The sequence below is a fragment of the Stenotrophomonas sp. STEN083 genome (genome assembly GCF_056759195.1).
The window spans coordinates 33,627-54,184 of sequence record NZ_JBRRCU010000008.1 but is presented as its reverse complement, the minus strand read 5'-3'; the positions used below and the strand labels follow the sequence as shown (position 1 = coordinate 54,184).

17 protein-coding genes are annotated in these 20,558 nt (G+C 61.2%); 13 read left to right on the top strand and 4 right to left on the bottom strand.

The features are described from left to right. The first annotated feature begins 57 nt into the window (after positions 1-57). Complete coding sequence (locus ACVOK8_RS04435; RefSeq protein ID WP_481565753.1) at positions 58-2,334, top strand: FdhF/YdeP family oxidoreductase; 2,277 nt, start codon at positions 58-60, stop codon at positions 2,332-2,334. 276 nt (positions 2,335-2,610) lie between these two features. Here the strand turns inward: ACVOK8_RS04435 and ACVOK8_RS04430 are convergent, their stop codons facing one another. Continuing rightward, positions 2,611-2,877 (bottom strand): TOBE domain-containing protein, encoded by a 267-nt coding sequence (locus ACVOK8_RS04430; RefSeq protein WP_481565752.1) that lies wholly within the window; start codon positions 2,875-2,877, stop codon positions 2,611-2,613. A 412-nt stretch (positions 2,878-3,289) separates the two neighbouring features. On the opposite strand from ACVOK8_RS04430, the gene ACVOK8_RS04425 reads away from it, so the two are divergent. The 8 genes from ACVOK8_RS04425 (at position 3,290) to ACVOK8_RS04390 (ending at position 11,315) form a co-directional block, all read left to right on the top strand. Next, positions 3,290-3,673 (top strand): helix-turn-helix domain-containing protein, encoded by a 384-nt coding sequence (locus tag ACVOK8_RS04425; RefSeq protein ID WP_481565751.1) that lies wholly within the window; start codon positions 3,290-3,292, stop codon positions 3,671-3,673. A 134-nt stretch (positions 3,674-3,807) separates the two neighbouring features. Then, positions 3,808-4,281 carry a helix-turn-helix transcriptional regulator gene (locus ACVOK8_RS04420; RefSeq protein WP_481565750.1) on the top strand — a complete coding sequence of 158 codons (474 nt, stop codon included), beginning with the start codon at positions 3,808-3,810 and terminating at the stop codon, positions 4,279-4,281. A gap of 95 nt (positions 4,282-4,376) precedes the next feature. After that, positions 4,377-5,780, top strand: coding sequence for a thiol-activated cytolysin family protein (locus ACVOK8_RS04415; protein ID WP_481565749.1), 1,404 nt, complete (start codon positions 4,377-4,379; stop codon positions 5,778-5,780). A gap of 27 nt (positions 5,781-5,807) precedes the next feature. Beyond that, positions 5,808-6,794 (top strand): SGNH/GDSL hydrolase family protein, encoded by a 987-nt coding sequence (locus ACVOK8_RS04410; protein WP_481565748.1) that lies wholly within the window; start codon positions 5,808-5,810, stop codon positions 6,792-6,794. 408 nt (positions 6,795-7,202) lie between these two features. Beyond that, positions 7,203-8,774, top strand: a complete 1,572-nt coding sequence (locus ACVOK8_RS04405) for an SDR family NAD(P)-dependent oxidoreductase (RefSeq protein WP_481565747.1) — start codon at positions 7,203-7,205, stop codon at positions 8,772-8,774. A 269-nt stretch (positions 8,775-9,043) separates the two neighbouring features. Then, positions 9,044-10,195, top strand: a complete 1,152-nt coding sequence (locus ACVOK8_RS04400) for a hypothetical protein (protein ID WP_481565746.1) — start codon at positions 9,044-9,046, stop codon at positions 10,193-10,195. Between the two features lie 20 nt (positions 10,196-10,215). After that, positions 10,216-10,431: a hypothetical protein gene (locus ACVOK8_RS04395; protein ID WP_481565745.1), complete on the top strand. Its 216-nt coding sequence runs from the start codon at positions 10,216-10,218 to the stop codon at positions 10,429-10,431. Between the two features lie 284 nt (positions 10,432-10,715). Further along, positions 10,716-11,315 (top strand): DNA-3-methyladenine glycosylase, encoded by a 600-nt coding sequence (locus ACVOK8_RS04390; protein ID WP_481565744.1) that lies wholly within the window; start codon positions 10,716-10,718, stop codon positions 11,313-11,315. A 183-nt stretch (positions 11,316-11,498) separates the two neighbouring features. On the opposite strand, the gene ACVOK8_RS04385 is transcribed toward ACVOK8_RS04390, so the two are convergent. The 3 genes from ACVOK8_RS04385 to ACVOK8_RS04375 all read right to left on the bottom strand — a co-directional run bounded on the left by ACVOK8_RS04385 (position 11,499) and on the right by ACVOK8_RS04375 (position 14,083). Further along, the gene (locus tag ACVOK8_RS04385) at positions 11,499-12,500 is read right to left on the bottom strand and encodes a 2Fe-2S iron-sulfur cluster-binding protein (protein ID WP_481565743.1); all 1,002 of its coding nucleotides are present in this window, start codon (positions 12,498-12,500) and stop codon (positions 11,499-11,501) included. Between the two features lie 9 nt (positions 12,501-12,509). Then, positions 12,510-13,055, bottom strand: coding sequence for a glutaredoxin family protein (locus ACVOK8_RS04380; RefSeq protein ID WP_481565742.1), 546 nt, complete (start codon positions 13,053-13,055; stop codon positions 12,510-12,512). Positions 13,056-13,183: 128 nt separating this feature from the next. Continuing rightward, positions 13,184-14,083, bottom strand: coding sequence for a LysR substrate-binding domain-containing protein (locus tag ACVOK8_RS04375; RefSeq protein WP_481565741.1), 900 nt, complete (start codon positions 14,081-14,083; stop codon positions 13,184-13,186). Between the two features lie 100 nt (positions 14,084-14,183). Here ACVOK8_RS04375 and ACVOK8_RS04370 point away from each other — a divergent pair, with 100 nt between their 5' ends. The 4 genes from ACVOK8_RS04370 (at position 14,184) to ACVOK8_RS04355 (ending at position 20,557) form a co-directional block, all read left to right on the top strand. Beyond that, positions 14,184-14,744, top strand: coding sequence for a methylated-DNA--[protein]-cysteine S-methyltransferase (locus ACVOK8_RS04370; RefSeq protein WP_481565740.1), 561 nt, complete (start codon positions 14,184-14,186; stop codon positions 14,742-14,744). 142 nt (positions 14,745-14,886) lie between these two features. Continuing rightward, entirely contained in the window at positions 14,887-16,032 is a 1,146-nt protein-coding gene (locus ACVOK8_RS04365) for an efflux RND transporter periplasmic adaptor subunit (protein WP_481565739.1), read from the top strand. 2 nt (positions 16,033-16,034) lie between these two features. Beyond that, positions 16,035-19,091 carry an efflux RND transporter permease subunit gene (locus ACVOK8_RS04360; RefSeq protein ID WP_481565738.1) on the top strand — a complete coding sequence of 1,019 codons (3,057 nt, stop codon included), beginning with the start codon at positions 16,035-16,037 and terminating at the stop codon, positions 19,089-19,091. Further along, positions 19,088-20,557: an efflux transporter outer membrane subunit gene (locus ACVOK8_RS04355; protein WP_481565737.1), complete on the top strand. Its 1,470-nt coding sequence runs from the start codon at positions 19,088-19,090 to the stop codon at positions 20,555-20,557. Before ACVOK8_RS04360 ends, ACVOK8_RS04355 begins: the two co-directional genes overlap by 4 nt. The last annotated feature ends 1 nt before the right edge of the window (position 20,558 follow it).

Here is a 20,558-nt window from a genome sequence, read left to right as displayed (position 1 = left end):
GGTTTCAGGCTCGCCCTCCCCTGCTTTGATGTGCCCATATGAGAGTGAGGCATCAAAATGACTGAAAAAGACATCCCAGGCATTCGCAAATACGATGCTCCGGCAGGCGGATGGGGGGCGCTCAGGGCGACTGCGAAGGCGATCAGTGATCAGATGGCAGCCCCGGAAGCTGCGATAACGCTGTTCAGGACCAACAAGCCGGAAGGCTTCGATTGTCCTGGCTGCGCCTGGCCCGACCGCCACCACACCTCCACCTTCCAGTTCTGCGAGAACGGTGCAAAGGCCGTGACCTGGGAGGCCACCAAGAAGCGGGTCACCCCGGAGTTCTTTGCATCCAATACCGTTTCCTCGCTTCTGGAAATGACGGATTTCCAGTTGGAGGATCAAGGGCGCCTGACCCATCCCTTGGCCTACAACCCAGAGAAGGACATCTATGAGGCCGTGGAGTGGGATGAGGCGCTCAGCCGGATCGGGCAGGTTCTGCGTGACCAGCCAGACCCGAACATGGTGGAGTTCTATACCTCCGGGCGTGCCTCCAATGAGGCTGCATTCCTCTACCAGATCTTCGCCCGTGAATACGGAACGAACAATTTCCCCGACTGCTCCAATATGTGCCACGAGGCCACCAGCGTTGGTCTGCCGTCTTCCATAGGCATCGGCAAGGGCACCGTCTCGCTGGATGATTTCGACGCCTGCGAGCTGATCATTTCCATCGGGCACAACCCGGGAACCAATCACCCCCGCATGATGGGAACGCTGCACGAAGTCGCACGCCGCGGCGCCCCCATTATCGTGCTCAATCCGCTGCGGGAACGCGCCCTGGAGCGCTTCGCTGATCCGCAGGATGCGCTGGAGATGGCAACACTAGGGGCAACGGAGATCGCCTCTTCCTATCTGCAGCCGCGCATAGGTGGCGATGCCGCAGCGCTGAAAGGCATCATGAAGGCACTGCTGGAGATGGACGCTGCCGAGGGCGGAGACGCCGGCATTCTGGATCGCGCGTTCATTGAAGAACACACCCGGGGATTCGACGCCCTCGCCGAAGACCTGCAGACAGCGAGTTGGGACGCAATCGTGTCCGAATCAGGCTTGCATGAGGACGACCTGCGCAAGGTCGCCCAGGCCTATGCCAAATCCAACGCCACCATCATCACCTACGGCATGGGGATTACCCAGCACAGCACGGGCACCAGGAATGTCCAGCAGATTGCCAACCTGCTGCTCCTGCGTGGCAACTTCGGCAAGCCCGGTGCAGGTATCTGTCCGTTACGCGGGCACTCCAATGTGCAGGGGGACCGCAGCGTCGGCATCACCGAAAAGCCCAGCGTCGAGGTGATCGACCGAATCGAAAAACGGTTCGGATTCCGCGCGCCAGGCGAGCATGGCCACGATGCCGTTGCTGCCATGCAGGCCATCATTGAAGGCCGCTCGACCGTGCTGATCTGCCTCGGCGGAAATCTGGCAGTCGCGCTCCCTGATGGCGACGCTTGTTTCGCAGGCATGCGTAGCCTGGAGATGTCGGTGCACGTTGCGACCAAGCTCAATCGTAGTCATCTGCTGGTCTGCAAGAACACCTTCATCCTGCCCTGCCTCGGCCGGACCGAGCTGGACATTCAAGCCACCGGCCCGCAGGCGGTCACCGTGGAAGACTCGATGTCGATGGTGCATGCATCACGGGGCAAACTGAAACCCGCCTCTCAACAGCTGCGTTCTGAGCCGGCAATCGTCGCAGGCCTCGCCAGCGCCACCCTGCCATCGAGTCGCGTGCAGTGGATGGAAATGGTGGCTGACTACGACCTGATACGTGAAGCCATCGAAGCTGTGTTCCCCGATTTCTCGGACTACAACGCCAGGATACGTATTCCTGGCGGCTTCCGTCTGCCTTTGCCGCCTACCGAACGCATCTGGCGGACTTCATCGGGCAAGGCTGAGTTCCTCCGTTTCTCGGGTTTGGCTGAAGACCCGAAACCCGTCGACAAGGCGGTCCTGAAGCTGGCCACCATCCGCAGCCATGACCAGTACAACACCACGATCTACAGCCTGGATGATCGCTACCGTGGTGTCTTCGGTCGCCGTGACGTGGTTTTCATGAACGATGCGGACATGAGCGAGCGCGGGATCCATCATGGAGATCGGATTCGTGTAAAGACGGCGCTGGACAACGAGGGCGACAGGGTTCTTGAGAACGTCATTGCTGTCAGCTATCAGATATCCCGTGGCTCGGTAGCGACGTACTACCCGGAAGGGAACTGCCTTATCCCATTGAGCTACATTGACCCTGCCAGCGGCACGCCTTCCTACAAATCAGTGCCGGTGCACATCAGCTTGGCGTAGTTCTGGCCCAACTCGGCCTGTTTACCGCGCAGCCTGTGGATGCCCAGGTAGGCACCTGCCAGCGCTGACGGCTTCGGGTTCGTTGTTCGGGGCGACAAGGCACGCCCGATTACGACCTTGTTACTGCGTCACATCGATACGCCGATGATCACCCTGGATGCGTTGAACAACACCACCGCCGGGCCGCCCTCCTCGAGCTCCAACGCGACTGTCCCGGCCAGGGTGATGACTGCAACAAGACTTCAGCTGTGGCCTATATCCACCACCACTTCGTCGTTAACGACGCCTCCGCACCGTGCCGTTGAACTGATTGCGCGCCGAACACCACGTGTCTTTGCCCTGCGCCAGTAGCGCTGGCGATGCCTGAATCACTGCATAGGCTGCCATGCCAATCTTCAGCCACAGCGACTCCATGCTGCCAAGGGTGATGGTCGCCACGACCGCACGCCCGAGCGCGATTTCAATCTGCAATTCATCGTTCACTGCACCCGCCGCCACGGCGCTGACCCTGCCGTGGAACTGATTGCGCGCACTCGTGATCATTCCGATCCTCCGCACCAACATTCGCCAAGCAGGGCAGCTGCCAAGTTCGCCGCGATGCTTGCAAGTCCCTCGCCCTTATCTTGCGCTGCGCTCTTACGTTTCATGCGGAACAACAGTCACACGGGAGAAAGGTGCTACTCGAGCCAGAGGAGTAGCTCCGCGTCACATCTTTGGCAGAAAGGACCAGCAGCCAAATGCTGCTTCCCACAAAGCCTGCGATGGTCCTGACATCCTAGGCCAGCACCCTGACCGCCCAAAACTGCGCTGCGTGGGTTGCTCGCGGCGTTCACGACCGTTCCAGGGCCTGCTGTCGGCAGGAATTCAAACCATGTGCAACGCCTTTTCTGAGCATGCTGACGCCACGGGACAATCGTTACGGAAGTCAGCACAACACAGGAGAGCACGGAAGCACATGAAGCAAGGAACCAGTCACCTACGAGGTACGGATGTCGCCGCACGCGGCGCCCGCCTGAGTTACGCCATGCGCCATCGGGGATTCAACAAGTTGAGCGTTCTGGCGTACCGCCTCGGCGTCACCGAGAGTGCCGTCAGTCGATGGCGCGTCCAAGGGAACATGACCATCAGCAATGTCATCGCTTTATGTGACGTACTCGATGTATCAGCGGATTGGCTACTGCTTGGTCGCGGTGCAATGGAGTGCCGCATGGCAGCGTCTGTGGAAGAAGGCGGATTTCAACCGTGGTTGCACCAGCTCCCGCCGGATGTTCGCAAGCTGATGCTCGAACTCAAGCAGCATCTGCTTCATCAGCCTGGAGCGCGACGCAAGTCCGCTTGAGCTGGGCGCAAACGCTCCCCGTTGAGAATCACACCTCCGGAAAACATTATCGGCCCCGATGCTGCTTTGTTAACTGCTGCCGCCTTCGCCTCCACTGCCGGAGTGCAAGCGGCAAGCCACCAGCGGGGAAACGGATGAACCTAGTAGATGACCTGCACCGGACCGTGCGCCTGAAAACTCAGATGTGCCCTGTCGACACCAGCCAATCGCCGCTATTACGGGAAACCTTCACCGATGCGTGCGGCTACATCTCTGCTCACTTCGCCAACCCCCTGCTTGATCCGGAAAGGCTGGCTCGGGAGTTGCGCTGCTCGCGGGCCACCCTCTACCGCGCCTTCGTGGCCAACAACATCTCCGTCGCCGCGCACATCCAGCGCATCCGCTTCCAGAACGTGCTTACCTTGTTCGCACGGTCGCCGCCACGCATACCCATCAGCACGATCGCCGCGAACTGTGGCTTCGAATGTCTGCGCCACTTCAGTCGTCGTTTCAAGCAGGTGTATGGAGTGACGCCGGGAGCATGCAGGGACGCACTTCGATCCATGCACGTCGTACACCGATCGCGCGCGCTAGCTGCGGCTCCCGGCGAAAGCCAGCGACGGCGCTGATACGGAACGTCCCTGATTGATCCATCCCGTCATGGTGGCGCGGCCGCTGCGGTTTCAGCATCGATCCTGCGTCAACCACCAACGAGGAAATCGATATGAAACTGAGCGAATACATCTCTGGACTCTCCTACGACCCGAGGATACTGCTGAGCGTCGTCGAGGACGGCGCCACCCAGGCGTTACCCGTAAAGGAACGGACCACGCAATCCAATGCGGTAGTGATCTGTACCAAGACCAAGACCAGCCTGAAAAAGAACCTCTCGGAGGTCGCGATCATGAGCCCGGCAGCTGGCGTGGTATTTCCGGGCGCGCTGATCCTCGCTGACGAGGACCTGATGGAAGGCAGGCCCACACCACTGGCTGCCCTCGAACGCAGGGAATGCACTCTGTCCATTGACCTGCCCGGATTGAAGAATGCGCACCGTAAAGTCATGCCCAGTGGCTCTTCGGTCCAAAAATACGTCAACGATGTGCTCGAAAGCTGGAATAACGATCCCAAGAGCCAAGGTTACGTAAACGCCGCGCGCTCCTTCATGCAGGTCACCCAAGCGTTCTCCTCCGAACAGACCGCACTCGACCTGGGATTCCATTCCAAGTGGGCAAGCGGCAACATCTCTTCGCAGTTCAGCGCGGTGAGCAATACGGAGAAATCCGTTGTCGTGGCCTACTTCAAACAGGTCTTCTACACCGTGACGATGGATAGCCCTGAAGGCGCGGCCAACGTTTTCGCCGACTCTGTGACTACCGAGCAAGCACGGGAGTGCTTCAGCAACGAACACCCGCCAGCCTATGTCCGCAGCGTCGACTACGGCCGGATCCTGATGGTGAAGATGGAGACCTCGGTCGTCGACAGTTCGATCAACCTGAAAGGCGCGTTTGAACAGGCGACGTCCGGTGGTGTGACAGTAGGCAGCGACCTTTCGCAGAAGTACCAGTCGATCATCAAGAACTCAACCTTCAGTGCGGTCGCCATTGGTGGCGGCGCCGAGACGCCGCTGGCGGTGTTCACAGGCAGTTCCGATCAGGCGATGAAGGGCTTGCGTGATTACATCCAGAACGGAGCCACCTACCGCAGGGACAACCCCGGCCTGCCGGTGGCCTACCAGGTTGCCTTCCTCAAGGACAACCGCTTCGCGATGATCGGGTTTCCCACCGAATACACCGAGACACAGTGCGTTCGCTACCCGAACGGATTCGTCAGATTCGAGAACAGGGGCGCCTACATTGCCAAAGCCGAGGTCACCTGGCGCGAGACCGATGCCAGTGGCAACCCGGTCGTAGACCGCAAGTGGGAGTCCGGCAACAAAACGGCCGGCTGGAACCAGACCGTCGATGTTCCTGGTGATGCGCAGGGTTTGCGCCTGAAGGCCTGGTGCAAGACCGGGCTGATATGGGACCCGTGGGGCGAGATCATGAACGTTGCCCTCGAGGGGCCCAGCAACAAGACCTACCGGTTCAAGGGCACGACCCTGATCGGCCGCGGCTACGACGTGATCTAAAACCAAACCCATGCAGGGAGAGCAACCATGAGCGTCAACATTTCGCGGCTGATCGTCTTTGGCGACAGCATGTCCGACATCGGGGTCAAGCGGAAGACTGTCACCGGCGCCATTGCGTCGTTGTTCGGCCTGATGCGGACCAACCAGGTAAACCGCTACAGCGACAATCGCAACTGGACGGATTTCATCTGGGAGTGGGCTGGAGGCCAACCACTGATTCGCGTGGACAAGAACACCTCAGAAACAGCGGCGCTGCCGCACCTTACCTGGAACCCGGCAAGCGCTACCGGCTCCCCCGCGAACAGTCCGCTTGCCTACGCCAACTATGCTGAAGGTGGCTCGATGGGGGGCGGCGATCGGTGGGCGGCGGGGCTTGGTACGTTCCGCGAACAGGCGGACAGGTACATCAACGACCTGCATCTTCATGGCCCGCCGGCCGGCAACGGTCTCTATCTGATCTGGTTTGGGCTCAACGATCTAGTCACCAACGAGCGCGATCCCACCGACATGAAAGCAGTCGCGCTGCAGATGAGCCAGATCTGTCAGGACATCATCGCAGTGGACAGCAGCGCCGCGTTTCTCTTTGGAAACCTGCCCAACCCACAGAGTGCGGTGCGCTATCTGGGGCAGGAGGCAACGGACAAGGTCCTTGGTTTCAACGAAGGATCGCTGAATTTTGGCAACGAGCTCGCTGCCGAGATCAGTGCCAACTTCCGCAACAACCGGGCCGGGATCGTCGATCTCTACACCCCAATGGAGCATGTCTGCACGAACCTCAACGCCTACGGTCTTCTGCGCAAGGCCCAGCCGAAAGGTGTGCAGGTGCGTTACGGTGCTCCGCCCACCGATCCCACCATTGCGTTCTCCACCACCACCAGCGACGGCGCCCATCCAACCGAAGAGGTATACAGGTTGATCGCACAGATCTGGGCGGATGCGATCCGCCAGGACTTCGTGCTCGGCCGGCTCAACACGAACAACGAAGCCAAGTTCGCGGTTCGCGGGACGCAGTAACCCAATGGGCGCGGGCCCCAGCGTGGACCCGCGCACATCATTGGCCGGTTAGCGGAGCGAACTGGCACTGCAGCTGACGCCCGACCCCTCCCAGCAGTCTCTCAAAGGGACTTACAGTTCTCCCGCTCTGCCCAGCCCACGGTTCTGCCCGGCCCGCCGGTTCAGCAAAGGCACGTCAGGCTCCTGAAGGCGTTCTCGTCGGCCAAATTCCCGCCCTTGTGGCCTTCAACATGGGCAAAGTGGTGATTTAGCCGACCACAACGGCCCGCATTGGCGCCAACCCCCTGATATCTGGGACAATTGCCGCCGACCAGGCGTTCCCGGTCCGCTACAGCATGGACCCGCATCGAGGCGGTCATCGCTCTGCTGTCCATTCACGGCTTGCCGCCGCACTTTCCGGATTGTCATTTGAACACCACCGACACTGCTGTTGCCCCTGCCCTGCCCTTGGCTGATCGCCTGCGCGAAGCGCTGGATCTGCTGGAGGCCATTGAAGCCGATCGCGGCATGCTCGATACGCTGCCCGAAGCAGATCGCGTGCGCCTGCATCAGGTCGTGGCCAAGGTTTTCCATCCCGAACCCAAGGCGCGCCGGCAGATGCTCAAAAAGCAGGCGCGTGAGCGCCATCAGGAAAAGGTGCGCAAATCCGAGGCACTGCTGGAACAGACCGGTATCCGCGCCCTGCGCCGCAAGCCGGTATTCAGCACCCCGAACTACTTCCCGCCGCACGCCGCCGGCCTGCACGATGCCAGCAATGGTGAAGGCGCTGCTGCAGCCGAAGCGCCGGTGCATTCGCCCGAACTGCGTCACTGCTACGTGTGCAAGCAGAAGTTCACCCAGCTGCATCACTTCTACGACCAGATGTGCCCGGTCTGCGCCGATTTGAACTACATCAAGCGCACCGAGACCGCGGACCTGCGCGGACGTGTGGCGCTGCTGACCGGCGGCCGGGTAAAGATCGGCTACCAGGCCGGCTTGAAGCTGCTGCGTGCCGGCGCCGAACTGATCGTGACCACCCGCTTCCCGCGCGACTCGGCGGCGCGTTATGCCGAAGAACCTGATTTCGCGGTGTGGGGCCATCGCCTGCAGGTATACGGGCTGGATCTGCGCCACACGCCCAGCGTGGAAGCGTTCTGCAGTGAACTGCTGGCCACGCGTACGCGCCTGGACTTCATCATCAACAATGCCTGCCAGACCGTGCGCCGCCCGCCGCAGTTCTACGCGCACATGATGGCCGGCGAAACCGCTGCCGTGCAGAGCCTGCCGGAAACCATCCGCAAGCTGATCGGGAACTACGAGGGCCTGCGAAGCGCCGACCTGCTGCCGGTCGCGGCCGCCGCGCTGCCGTCGCCGCACGGTGTCGGTACTGACGGTTTGACCCGCGCTGCCGAGCTATCGCAAGTGCCGCTGCTGGCTGACGAACTATTGGGCCAGCGCCATCTATTCCCCGATGGCCGCCTGGACCAGGATCTGCAGCAGGTGGATCTGCGCGACAGCAACTCCTGGCGCCTGCGCATGGCCGAGGTGCCGTCAGTGGAGCTGCTGGAAACCCAGCTGGTCAATGCCATCGCACCGTTCATCATCAACGCCCGCCTGAAGCCGCTGATGCTGGCAACGCCCGAACGCGACAAGCACATCGTCAACGTGTCAGCCATGGAAGGCCAGTTCTACCGCAACTTCAAGACCACCCGCCATCCGCATACCAATATGGCCAAGGCCGCGTTGAACATGATGACGCGTACCTCGGCGGCCGATTACCAGAACGACGGCATCCATATGAACAGCGTGGATACCGGCTGGGTGACCGACGAAGATCCGGCAGGCCTGGCCGCCCGCAAGGTGCAGGAAGAACGCTTCCACCCACCGTTGGACATCATCGACGGTGCCGCCCGCATCGTCGACCCGATCATCCACGGCTTCAACAGCGGTGAGCACGTCTGGGGTCAGTTCCTGAAGGACTATGCGCCTACCGATTGGTGAGGTGGCATAGCTTGATTGAAACGGTAGTTCTGGCCCCGCGGATAGGGCAGAACTATCGGCGATTCAAAAGAACGCTGAATATGGTGATGCGCCATCAAATATTGGCGGCGCAGCGAACTCAGATTCCGAATCGTTCCGCAGCGACCAAAGCCCCCCCCTGTTTCCGCAGATCTCCCGCACTGCCGATGGCCTGCATCCCGGCACCCGCTGGGGCAGTCGACAGCGCCCTCGCCTGGCCATAGGATTGCGCCACGACATGGGGATCTTTGATGAACACGGGGAATGCTGCGGGCATGCTGTTCGCGCTGGTGTTGTTGGCGGGCTGTGGTTTTCTTGATCGCCCGCAGGAGCAGGAAAGGCAGGGAGGAAGCCTTGCCGGTGCGGATGCAGGTGGGGACGCTTCACCCCCGCCTGTTTCGCACGCTGCTGATATCGACCCTGCCAGTAAAAGCGGCGCCGTTTCATCTGTTCCCACCAGCGCATCGGCACCGCCTAACGAAAGCGCCGTACCGGCTACAGAAGCCCGCCTGGTACCGTTCCAACCCAACGTCGCTGCAGCGCCCCCTTCTGGCCCTACGGCCTGCGAAATGCCAGGCTTGCCTGCAAAGTTCATCATCTACGCCGCCGGTGCCTATTCCGGCCGCAAGCTGGACTACCAGATAGACCAAAGCGGCCACGAGGCGACCCAGATCGACGTCGCCGTGAACGAGACAAGCGCCCCCGTTGTGTTGATGCTCGGCGCTTACGAGCCCACCGTCTGGAATATTGGCTGGTCACCACAGACGCGTATCGTCGGTGTGTTGGTCAGCGGCTATCACCGGCAGACCATTGCCGGCTTGCCGGCATCGGTGCCTCGCTTGAACAGCAGCTACGACAACAAAGGCGCGTGCGGCTACTTCTATCTTAGCGAGCGCAAGCTTGACCAGATCAACCCGATCGCGCGACGGCTGTTTGGTCAGCCAGTGGCGCGCGTATTTATCGCCAACAACGGCTTCGTTCCCGTAGGGGCTGCGACCGGTACAGGGATGATGACCGATGCCAGCCAGTCTCCAGACCAATTCCGCGACCGTAGCGCGCCGCTGGCCGGCGAAGCAGGCTTGCGCGATGCCGTTGCCAAGGGCTTGCTGCGTGAGGCGAGGTCCAGCGACGCACAGGAATGGCAAGTCGCCTACGACGCCGCAAACAAGAAAGATGTCCCGCCCGTATCCGGTGCGAGCGACAACCGGCGTAGCCGGTCGTACCTGCATAACGGCTACGTCGTGCTGAAAGCGATGCAGATTCCTGCGGGGCTGTACGGCGCCCACTCGGCTACCTTCATCGTGCCCTACGGTGTTCCGCGCCCCACAGGCAACCCAGGTCATTCAACGCTGCTGGACTACAACACGATGACCTGCGCAGGGGCAAGTTGCGGGATGGAGTAAGAGCCGTACCGGAGTATTTCATGGAACGAAAACGCCAGGAGCCAACATTCGGCAATGCCGATCTCAGCGAGGTGGAGATCCGTCCACGACACCGGCATGGGGCCCGAAATTCCGCCAATGCCCTGCCTTCGGACGAGTCCAGATTCTGGTTGCGGGCGATCATCCTGGTCATCGCAGCCATCCTGATCGCCATGGGTTTGATCGAGTGGAATGCACGACGGCAAGTGGCTGCGTAGGAACGTGCACTGACTCCCACGCCAGAGCAGCAGGCGAAAATTGAAGCCGAATTGAAGCAACTCGAACGGCAGATGGCCGCCGCAGACAGCGTTGACGCGGCGGAAGTTGCTCGGCTGCGACAACTACTGTGGGAGCAATCCCGGCCTGCCCCACTTCGCGCTGGGCAACGCTGCATCCAGGGGCGTCGACTGGAACGCATCGAAGGTGGATGGCAGGACTTCCCAAGGAGCCCTGCTGACAGCGGGCCCACGCGCAGGCTCTTGGTTGCGGGTAGGATCGGCACATGAAGTCTCTTCTTGAACGCAAGCTGGTGCTGCCACGCGAGTTCTATCGCAGGCATCCCACTGTGGTGGCGCCGGAGCTGCTGAACAAGATCCTGCTACATGACGACGGCCGCGGTGCGCGCATCGTTGAAGTGGAGGCCTACGCCGGCAGCGAAGATCCCGCTGCTCACTCATTCCGCGGCAAGACCGCGCGCAACGCAACGATGTTCGGCCCTCCGGGGCATCTATATGTCTACTTCACCTATGGCATGCACTGGGGAAGCAATGCAGTCTGCGGCGAGGTCGGTGAGGGTGTCGGCGTGCTGCTCAGGGCAGCGCAACCCTTGGACAAGTTGGAGCTCATGTATCTGCTCAGGCCTGCTGCAAAGCGTCCTATCGATCTGGCCAACGGCCCTGGGAAACTTTCTCAAGCATTCGGAATTGACCGCACGTATGACGGCGCTGATCTGGTGAGCGGTGATCGCGGCATCCGGATTGTGTCCGATGGAATGCCCCCACCTGCCACGCCGGTAATAGGTCCTCGTGTTGGGATATCCAAAGCCGTGGATCTGCCATGGCGCTGGTCCGTGCCGGACCAGCCCTATGTCTCCAGAAAATAGCAGCAGGCCAAGCCCCCCAACCTGCTGGACCAACTAGCCCCGCGTTTGTAAGCGTAACGCGCCATCAGCGCCGGGTAGCATCATGAGCACCACTTTCCATGACGACTTTTCCGTGCACGCTTGTGCGTTCCTTTGTTGATGGACCCAGGAGCGAGCCCATGCTCCCAGGAGCCCATAGAGTCCTCATCCCGGCGTATGGAACACATCCGCGTGCAGATCTCCCGACCGCAGACCATTGGCCTTGGTAATCCGGATGGCCGCTTCAACCATCCCGGGCGGTCCCGCGCAATAGGCTTTCCAGCCATCAAGATCCTGCAGGTCTTCTGCAACAGCCTCTGTGACCAGCCCGGTGCGCCAAGTACTTTCCCCGGAGACATCTGACAGCACGGGGGTGAATGTCAGGTTGGAATGCTGCCCCGTCAGATTCTGGAAATGCTCAACGAGGTAAAGATCTCTGCTGCTTCTAACGCCGAAGTAGACATGTATCGGCTGGCGCATACCATTCGCCAATGCTGCATCAACGATGCATTTGATCGGTGCAAGACCCGAGCCGCCGGCGATGCATAGCATTGGCCCACCGTGCTGTTCGCGCAGGAACGAAGATCCAAATGGGCCTTCAACCAGCACTGGGGCACCCAGCTTCAGCTGCGCATGGATGGGCTCACTCACCACCCCGCCGGGCACTCGACGAACGTGGAACTCCAACACCTCGCTCCCGGATGGGGTGGCAATAGAGTAATCACGGCCTGGCAGTCCAGGGATGGTGAGACGAACATACTGGCCGGGAGCAAAGCTCAACGGTTCGCCCTCATCGTTGGCCACCTGGATACGATTGATGTCGTGCGTAGCTGCTTCAATCAGCGTCACCTTGCAGTTCAGGCGGCGGAGCGGATGCGTAACAACCTGATCGTCATCAAGCCAGCTGACGACCCCATCCGTTGTTGGAATGGCACGACAGGCCAAAACCAATCCTTGAGATTTCTCTTCCTGCGTCAACGCAAAGCGGCTGTGTTCGAGACATTCGACCTGCCCGCTGACGAGGCGGGTTTTGCACGACCCACAGCGACCCGAGCGACATCCGTGTGGATAGGCAATTCCATTGGCGAGCGCGGCGTCCAGAATCGTGACGCCTGCCGGCACCGCGATGATGACACCGGTCTGCAGGACTTCAAGGTGATTCGTCATGGCAGCTACTCAGGCAGTGTTCGACAAGCCGAGCGCCTCGACCAAACCTGGTTTTTGCGAGGCGAACGTACCGTAGAAGACCTGCTCGCCTACCAAGGTGATCGGAGCAACACGCACACCGGTACGCGCCTTGGCCTCGTCCCTGATCGCCGGGTCGGTCAGGTCGCGTTCCTCGAACGTCACTCCCGCACGGCTGAGCCAATCCTTGAGCATTCGGCAGTCAGGGCAAGTTGGTGTTGTGTAGACGATTGCATGCGGGCTGGAAGCATTGTTCATGACGACGTCCTCATCGTTATTGTGGTGTCTTTTCATGCCGCGCTTCGGTTTGAGACCAAAGCTGGACTGCATCGCGTGCGAAAGGTGATTCGAACGAATGGACTTGGCGGCAATGGCGCGCCGAACTCCCTGCGTCCTCCATTGCCCCCCCTGTGTCAGCGCGAAGTCTAGAGATTCCCGCCATTGGAAGGTCAAGGGGTTCCAGCAATAATTTTTTGTCGCGGAACCAGCACGCGAACCGTTTTTCAACGCTGTGGCGTCCGCGTCGGCATGCAGCAAGCACGAACCCCCAAGGCTCAAGCTTCACGATGGACGGTTGCTTGGCGACCTCACAAGCAACGCGTTCTGCCCAACCGGCAGCTCAGCTATCTATGCCGCGCTGCCGCGACTGTGGCAGCAGTCTGAAATCAAGCCAATGCATCTTTGCCCTGAGCTTCGTTCTGCACCCAGGACAGAAATGCGGCGATGGCCGGTTTCTCGTCTGCTCCGGGAAGGGTCACGGCGTAGTAGGCAAACTCGGTGGGCCAGGGCTGGTCCAGCGCGACCACCAGGCGGCCGCTGGCCACCTCCGCCTGCACGTACACATCGCGCACCAGCGCAATGCCCTGCCCCGCCTCCGCCGCGCGGATCAACAGAACGTCGTCATCGAACGCTGGGCCTCGCTCAATACGCGGATCACCCGTCACACCAAGCGCTTTGAACCAAAGGCGCCAATCACTGCGATCCGAGTCCTGCAATAGCGGGTACTTGAGACAATCGATTGACTTGCGGATCGGCTTGCCGCCCGCCAGCAACCCAGGATTCGCCACTGGCAGGAAGACCGGCGAAGCCAGGTGTCGTGAAACCAGCCCCGGGTACGCGCCAAGCCCGTGACGAATCGCGATGTCGATCCGGTCACGGCGTAGATCAACCAAAGCAGAGGAGGCTTCAACACGCACCTCTATGTCCGGGTGCTTCTCGGTAAAGCGGCCCAAACGTGGCACCAACCAGGACGCAGCAAACCCCGGCACTGTACTGATGGTAAGGGTCTGCCGCCCATTGATTGCTTCCAGCACAGCCATGCTGTCCTGGATGCTATCGAAGGCGCGAAGCAACGCTGGATACACCTGCGCGCCCGCAGGACTGAGCGCAACACCGTGGCGATTGCGGGTGAACAGGGTGACACCGGTTCGATCGCTCAGCAGTTTCAACTGCTGACTCACCGCACCTGGGGTAACGCCCATGACTTCCGCGGCGGCCTTCAAACTGCCGTGCCGGCCTGTCTCTACAAATGCGCGCAGTGCCAACAACGGCAGGACCGCTCCCATGATTAGTTTTCCTGAGCTTGTGGTTTAGAAAATATGGCTGTCGGTGCATCCAGCAGAACGTCAGCATGAGGCACCACTGAAAGTAAGGAAAGCTAAATCTGTGAAGAACCGGAACAGGCCTGAACTCCAGCCCCTGCAGGAGCCCCTGATCGCTGGCCATATCCAGACGCCGCTGGGCCAGATGCTGGCCATCGTGGACCGCTCTGGCGCGTTGCTGCGCCTGGATTTTGTTGATGACGAGCGCGCTGCCGGCTGCCTGGAGTGGTCGCAACCACTGCGCCTGGACCCAGCAGCTGTCGCCGCTGTAGCTGCTCAACTTGATGGCTACTTCAGTGGCGAACTGCGCGTGTTCACCCTACCCTTGGCACCCCGCGGAAGCCCGTTTCTACGGCATGCGTGGCAGCATCTGACGGAAATTCCATTTGCCGCCACCACCACTTACGGCGCGCTGGCGCGACAACTGCAGCCCGCTTCATCGGCGCGCGCGATAGGCCGTGCCAACGCGCTCAATCCCATCTCAATCATCATCCCCTGCCATCGGATCGTCGCCACTGACGGCTCCCTGTCGGGCTACAGCGCTGGGCTGGAACGCAAGGCCGCCCTGCTCGCCCACGAAGGCTCGCTCCGTCAAGGCCGGTTGTTCGGCAGCGACGGTTATTGATGAACCAGAAGATTAGCCTGTCTACTTTTGACTCGGAGATTAAATCGTTTTTCCGGTTGATCAGCGACACCTAGACTGCGGCCCATCCCAATCTCTGGACATCAGTTGAAATGAACTCTGGAACCACCACAGGAGCGTGGCGATGAACGCTCGCATCCGCAACCACCGCGCCAGCCGCACCGTCCTGATCGCAATTGTGATCGGGGTAATCAGCTTGCTCATCGCGCTGACACTCTTTGACGTCTACCGCAAGCGCATTGCCGCCACTGCAGCCACAGCTGCGGGCGCCCCGGTCGTAGTTCCGGTCCTGGTGGAAGCAGCAAGAAGCGAAGCCCTGCCAAAACAGATCGAAGCGATTGGCACCGTGGTGGCCGATCAGCAGGTACTTGTAGCAGCAGAAGTAGCCGGTCGCATCACTGCCATCCACTTCGCCAGTGGCCAGCACGTCAAAGCCGGGGCACCGTTGGTACAACTCAATGACGTACCTTTGCAACGCGAACTGGACCGCCATCGTGCTGCAGCGACCTTGGCCGACGCCAGGTTGGCGCGCGCAGATCGACTGAAAGAGCAGGTCCTGTCGCGTGCGGAGTACGAGCAGCACCAGGCCAGTCATGCGCAGGAACACGCGCAGGTAGCGCAGATACAGGCAGAGATCGCGCAGCGTCGTGTGCGCGCCCCGTTTGATGGTGAACTGGGCGTGCGCCAGGTCGATCTCGGGCAGTTCATCGAACCGGGGACCGCGATCGCCACGCTGACCGATCTACGCAATCTGCACGTTGACTTCCGGGTTTCCGAGCGTTTCCTCCCTCAATTGAGTACGGGAATTGCAGTGCAGCTGAGCACGGATGGGGTAGCCAACAGCGTTGTCGCCGGCACCATCACAGCGATCGATCCGCAGGTAGATCAGGACGATCGCATGGTCAATGTGCGTGCCACCATCACCACCGCCGATACCGGCAAGCTTTGGCCTGGCGCGTTCGCGCGTGTCCAGGTAACCCTACCGGCGGATCCGCCGGCAGTCACCGTGCCAGCAATCGCAATAAGCGCTTCGTTGTCTGGCGACTCGCTCTATGTCGTCCGCGACAAGCAGGGCACGACGCAGGCACATCTGCTACCAGTGAAAACCGGCGCGCGCCACGGCGATCGCGTAGCACTGCACAGCGGCAGCCTGAAAGCTGGCGAACTAGTGGTCGTCTCCGGCCAGATCAACCTGCGCGATGGCGTGCAGGTAAGCACGGGTACAGCAACAACTACAGTTGCCGCTGCTGCCGCAGGCAAGGAGCGCTAACGGTGGCATTTACCGACTTCTTCATTCGACGCCCTGTACTTACCACCGCCTTTGCACTGTTGATCGTACTGGTTGGCCTGAGTGCACTGCTGGATCTGCCACTGCGCCAATACCCACGCATCGAAAGTGCCGTGGTGACCGTCACCACCGAGTACCCAGGCGCTCCAGCTGACCTGATGCAGGGCTTTGTCACCACCACGCTGGCTCAGGCCGTTGCCACCACACAGGGCGTCGAATACCTCACATCATCATCCGAGCAAGGTCGCAGCACCATCACCGCACACCTGCGCCTGAACGCGGATTCCGACGCTGCGCTGACCGAAGTGCTGGCGAAGGTCAACGAGGTCCGCTACCTGTTGCCGGAAGAGGCATATGACCCGGTTGTCGTGCGCCAGGCACCAGGCGCAATTGGTGTGGTCTACGCAGGCTTCACCGCTCCCGACGGACAGGCCGCCACCGCAACCACCGACTACCTCATGCGTGTGGTGCGTCCTCGCCTGACCACGGTGGAAGGCGTTGCAGCGGTGAACGTGCTCGGTGGGCAGACGCTTTCGATGCGGATCTGGCTCGACCCGCTGCGCATGGCAGCGCACGGCATCACCAGCGCCGACGTTGATGCTGCAATCGCCGACAACAATTATCAGGCCGCACCCGGGCAGGTCAAAGGTATGTTGGTGGTCTCCAACGTGCGCACGGACACCCAGCTGGACAGCGTCGAAGGCTTCCGCCAGCTGGTGGTGAAGTCCAGTGGTGGATTGGTACGTCTGCAGGACGTGGCGTCGGTCGAGATTGGTGCGCAAAGCCGCAATCAGACCGCGGGAATGAATGGCAGCGACGCTGTCTATCTTGAAGTGATGGCCACGCCAGGTGGCAACCCGCTGTCCATCTCGCGTGAAGTGCGCGCCGTGCTGGACGATCTTGACCCGCCTGCCGGCACGACAATGGCGATCCCCTATGACGTCACCGTGTTCATCGACGCAGCGGTTGGTAACGTCAAGGCCAAACTGATCATCGCCAGCCTGGAAGTCGTACTGGTCATTTTCCTGTTCCTGGGTTCCGTACGCGCCGTCGCTGTGCCGATGCTGAGCATTCCATTGTCGCTGCTGGGTGCGGCAGCCATCATGTTTGCGTTGGGTTTCAGCCTCAACCTGCTGACGCTGCTGGCCATGGTGTTGGCGATCGGCCTGGTGGTGGATGACGCCATCGTAGTAGTGGAGAACGTGCACCGGCGCATTGAAGATGGCGAGGCACCACGAAGCGCAGCAATCAATGGCGCGCGCGAGATCGCCGGGCCGGTATTGACCATGGCGGCCACATTGGTGGCGGTCTATGCGCCCCTCGGCCTGGTCGGCGGACTGACCGGCGCGCTGTTCCGCGAGTTTGCGTTCACGCTGGCGGCGGCAGTGCTTGTCTCGGCCATCGTTGCGCTGACGATCTCACCAATGGTGGCTTCCAAGCTGCTGCGCAAGGAACACCCGGGCCGCTTTGGTCAGATTGTAGAGCGCACCACCACCCGTGTGGTAACCGCCTACCACAGCCTGCTTTCGCGGCTATTGCGCGACACCCGCCCGATCCTCCTGCTCGGTGCTGGCGCCATGCTATGCCTGCCGGTGCTGTTCAATGGGCTGCAATCCGAGCTGGCACCTACCGAGGATCAAGGCGAGATCGTGGTCGACATGAAGGCCCCGCAGTCCGCCAATCTGGAATTCCTCGAAGGCCAAGCTGCACGCGTGGCGACCGCCTTGAATGGCATCCCGGAGGCCAGGAACACCTACATGGTGCAAGGCGTCGGTAGCGCTCTCAATCTGGGCTGGGGCGGAGTGATGCTGACCCCGTGGGGCGAGCGCGAGCGCACCTCTACCGAGATCATGAACTCGCTGCAGGAAACCCTGGCTGGGGTCGAAGGCATCTCCGGCTCAGCCTACCTGCCGGCCCCCTTGCCCGGCTCGGCAGGCGGGTTCCCGGTACAGATGGTGCTGGCCTCGTCGGACGGGCATGAAGCAGTCCACACGGCGATGCAGACGCTGAAATCCGCCGCCACGGCCAGTGGCAAATTTGCCTTCGTTGACTCAAACCTCAGCTTTGCCAGTCCCACCGTCAACGTGCGCATCGATCGCTCGCGCGCACATGATCTCGGCCTAAGCATGAAGGAGATTGGCGACACCCTGGCCCGGTTGGTCGGCGAGTCCTATGTCAATCGCTTCGGTGCACAGGGCCGTGCCTACGACGTCATCCCGCAATCACCGCGCGCGCAGCGTTTGACGCCAGAGATGCTGACACTATTCCACGTGCGCAGTTCCTCGGGCAGCCAGGTGCCACTGTCCTCGGTTGTCAGCCTGGAGCACGGCGTGGAAGCCAATGCACTGACCCAGCACAACCAGATGAACAGTGCCACATTGGTGGCGGTGCCAGCGCCAGGTGTCACCCTGGGGCAGGCCGTGCAGGTATTGCAACTTGCTGCAGCAGAACTACCTGGCAGCCATCAAGTAGATTTCCTTGGCGAATCCCGCCAGTACCTGCAGGAACAAGGCGGCTTCGCGATCACCTTCGCATTCGCACTGGTCTTCATTTTCCTGGTACTTGCAGCGCAGTTCGAAAGTATCCGCGACCCTTTGCTGATTCTCACCACGGTCCCACTGGCCGCGTTCGGCGCCTTGATCGCGTTGTTCTTCGGACTCGGTACTTTGAATATCTATACCCAGATCGGACTGGTGACGTTGATCGGCCTGATTGCCAAGCACGGCATCCTGATCGTTGAGTTCGCCAACGCGCAGCAACGTAGCCAGGGTCTGGACCGCACCGCAGCAGTACTGGTAGCAGCACGCACCCGCGTGCGCCCAATCCTGATGACCACTGCAGCCATGGTTGGCGGCTTGCTGCCACTGCTCTTCGCCACCGGCGCGGGTGCCGGCAGCCAACGTGCCATTGCCGTGGTGCTGGTGTCAGGCCTGCTCGTCGGAACGGCATTCACGCTATTCGTTCTACCGGCGGTGTATGCGCGCTTTGGCCGTCAACTGGCCGCCGAACCCGCCGCTACCGCTGCAGGAGAGCTGGCATGAAGAAGCCTTTGGCAACAATCGCTCCTGCGCGCCTGCGAAGCTTGTCCATTGCGGTACTGCTGGCCACTACCGCAGCTGGCTGCTCTACCGTCCCGCAATCGAGCTCAGCACTGATATCCGTCCCCGAGCACTATCGCCATGGAAGCGTGCTGGGCAAAGCCGCCGCGCCAATCGATGCGAGCAATGACATATCACTGCACGCGAACTGGTGGTCAGTCTTCAACGATCCGTTGCTTGACAGCTACCAAGCGCGGGCGCAGGAGGCCAGCCCCAATCTGCAGGCCGCACTGGCGCGCCTGCAGCAAGCACACGCCCTGCAACGCGAGCAGCGTGCTGCGTTCCTGCCCACACTCGCTGGGAGCTTCGGTGGTATCCGTGACCGCGCTTCGGAGGCATCCGCAGCCACGCCCGGCAAACGATGGAGAGCCAGCGCTGAAGTTGGCTACGAGGTGGACCTGTCGGGACGTATTGCCGCCGAAACAACGGCAGCAATCGCCGACAGCACAAGGCAGGCAGCCCTGTATCGCCACGTGCTGCTCCGCTTGCAGGCCGACGTCGCCGACAGCTACTTCCGCGTCCGCGCACTGGACGCGGAGGTGGCGGTGCTCGCTGACGGGCTTGCGCTGTGGGAGCGTGACCATCTCCTCGCGCAGGCCGCCATTGCTGCGGGACAGCATGACGAGTTGGCATCACTGCGGGCCCGCTCCGAACGCGACAACGCCAGCGCCGAACTGCTGACTGCACAGCGGAACAGAGTACTCGCCGAACATGCGCTGGCCAGCCTGCTTGGCTACGCCCCCGCTGAGTTCGAGTTGCCGGTGCAACCGCTGCAGTTCTCGCCCCCCGTTGTCCCCGCAGGCATTCCCTCAATGTTGCTGCAAAGACGGCCGGATATCGCCGCTGCAAAAAGTGCGATGACAGCGGCAAACGCGAGGGTGGGTGCCGCCCGTGCTGCGTACTTTCCACGTTTGCTGCTCACCGGTGCTGCGGGTGGCGAGTCGTCCGCGCTCGGCGAGCTTCTGCGCTGGTCGAGCCGAACGTTCCTGTTTGGCATGGGGCTGGAGCTCCCACTGTTCGATGGCGGTCGACGCAAGGCAAAAATTGCCCATGCAACTGCTCGCCATGACGAGGAAGCTGCGCAGTATCGGCAGGTAGTGCTCGAAGCTTTCCAGGACGTTGAGGACAGGCTGGTCCAGCGCCGCTCCCTGGCTGAGCAACGAACAGCAGTCCACACGGCCCATCAAAGCGCAGCGCGGGCAGCTCAACTCAGCCAGCGTCGCTATGAAGAAGGTGCAATACACCAGCTCGAGCACATCGATGCTGAGCGCACTGCATTGAAGCAGCAACTTGCAGTTGTACGCGTTGACGGCGACCTCGTCCACACGACCATCCAGCTGATACGCAGCCTCGGCGGCGGCTGGCCAACAGAAGCACTCACCGACGCCTCCCCCGCCCGCGCCAACTGAA